Here is a 1973-nt window from a genome sequence, read left to right as displayed (position 1 = left end):
GACGGCGTCGAGGTCGGTGAGCTGACGGCCGCTGTCGAGGGCGACGCATTGGCGCCCACCGGTGCCGTCGGTGACGTCGGTAGCCCAGGCGTGGTGCTCGACCACGGTGATGTGCCGGCCGTGGCGTCGGGCGATGTGCTCGAACGCCCAGCGAAGGTAGTGGCCGTAGAAGCTGCGGGTGGGGTAGGTGTCGGGACTCATGTCCCGGGCTTCGGCGAGCACCTGGTCGGACACTTCGCCCAGGGGGCCGATCTTCACGAGATAGGTGGCCCACTCGTACACGCTGGGCCCGGGCACGACCGGGCCGGACATGACCACCGAGGCGTCGGTGAAGACCGTGACCTGCGAGGCGACGGTGTTCATCAGCAGGTGGCCGGGCTGGTTGGTGCGCCACACGGTGCCGGTGCCCACGCGGGTGCCGTCGATGAGGTGGGCGGTGACCGGGGCGGACGGGGAATCCTCGGCGAGGTTGGCGCACAGTCGCTCGAACACCGTCAGGCCCCGCGGGCCCATCCCGATGATCGCGACGCGCAACTGGTGGTGGCGGGCAGTGGTCATGTCGTGGTGCTCCCAATCGGAGAGTTGGAGGGGCGAGGGTGTCGGCGGCGGGCATGGTCGTCTCGGGCCCGACACAAGGGGTCGGGCCCGAGACGGCCGTGTGGCCGGGGCGTGTCAGTCCTTGCGGGGGTGCTCCGGGTCGTTCCACCAGGCGCCGGTATGGGTCTTCGACGTCCACGACTTCGTGTCGAGGATTGCGTAGCCCGGCTGCACCGGCAGCGGCTCGGTGCCGGGGAAGTCCATGAGCTCCAGGGCGGCTCGCTCGGCCAGGACGCCCTCGCACAGCGGCGGGGTGCCGGCCCAGATCGATACCGTGCGGTTGTCGACCCACCAGCGGTCGAAGGCCTCCCTGGAGGGGAAGTCGGGCTGCTCGGGGATGATGCGGCCGATCAGCTGCCGCAGCTCGGCCTCGGACAGGTCGTCGCCCGACCGCTTGGGGATGCCGTAGACCTCCTCGATCTGCATGGACGACTTGGTGTACTTGAATACGTAGGCGGCGTGTCCGATGGTCAGGACGGTGATGATCGCTTTGCAGCGTTCCGACCGTCGGAACGCTTCGTGCAGCGAGTAGTGCGCGTCGACGGCGTAGACGTCGATCTGGTCGAGGACCAGGTCGCAACCGTCGACGAAGGGCTGTGCGGTGGCGTCGGTGATGCCCTCGGGGAACACGTCGATCGAGACGTCGCCGGAGATCTCGGCGCCCATCTCGCCGATCACGGCTGCCTTGTTGCCGCCCAGGTGCGTCAGGTCTGCGCCGACCTGCCGCTGGATGTTGGTGGTGTCGAATTCGTCGTTGTCGGCGATCTTCACCGTCCCAACACCCATGCGGATCAGGCGCAGGGTCGTCGAGCCACCGATGCCGCCGGCGCCGGCGACCCCGACGACGGAGTCACGCAGGGCGGTCTGGCGGGCGCGGGCCTCCTCGTCGTTCTCCCCCAGCCACCCCAGGTTGCGGTCCACACGCTCCCAGTAGAAGTCGTCGTTGTAGGTGCCGCGGTGCTTGATGATTTCCACGGTGGGCGTCGTCATTGCATCCTTCTTCCTTGTTGTGGCGACCGAAAATCAGGCGGGCAGCGTTTTTGACATTGCCCGCCCTGGGTAAGCCGCGAGGCGCGGCCGAATATGTTGGGTCCGATACCCCAAGCGTTGATAAAAGCGGTCGACGTCGTTGCCGTCGAGAATGTAGAGATGAACGCGCTCGTCACCGACCGAAGCGGCGTACTGTTCGACGGCATCGACCAACATCACGCCAAGCCCGTAACCGCGATAATCGGGATCAACAATGAGGCTGTGAAGCTGGGTTGTGCGTTCGGGCAGTGTCGCGCACAACAATTGAGAAAGGCGCAGCTGGGTAGTGAGAAAACGCGCCGACGAGCGTGGGCCGAGCGTGCGAAGGGCATGACCAACATGCTTAG

3 protein-coding genes are annotated in these 1973 nt (G+C 66.7%); all 3 read right to left on the bottom strand.

Features of this window, described 5'->3' with window-relative positions:
• Positions 1-558 (bottom strand): FAD/NAD(P)-binding protein (locus LX14_RS20535; RefSeq protein ID WP_253649253.1); only part of this gene is annotated, 558 nt, incomplete at its 3' end.
• A gap of 114 nt (positions 559-672) precedes the next feature.
• Positions 673-1587, bottom strand: coding sequence for a ThiF family adenylyltransferase (locus LX14_RS20530; protein WP_253649252.1), 915 nt, complete (start codon positions 1585-1587; stop codon positions 673-675).
• Positions 1588-1620: 33 nt separating this feature from the next.
• A partial coding sequence (locus LX14_RS20525) for a GNAT family N-acetyltransferase (protein ID WP_253649251.1) occupies positions 1621-1973 on the bottom strand: 353 nt, incomplete at its 5' end.

This window comes from Williamsia deligens, from assembly GCF_024171765.1.
GTDB lineage: Bacteria > Actinomycetota > Actinomycetes > Mycobacteriales > Mycobacteriaceae > Williamsia_A > Williamsia_A deligens.
This window is presented reverse-complemented; position numbering and strand designations above follow the sequence as displayed.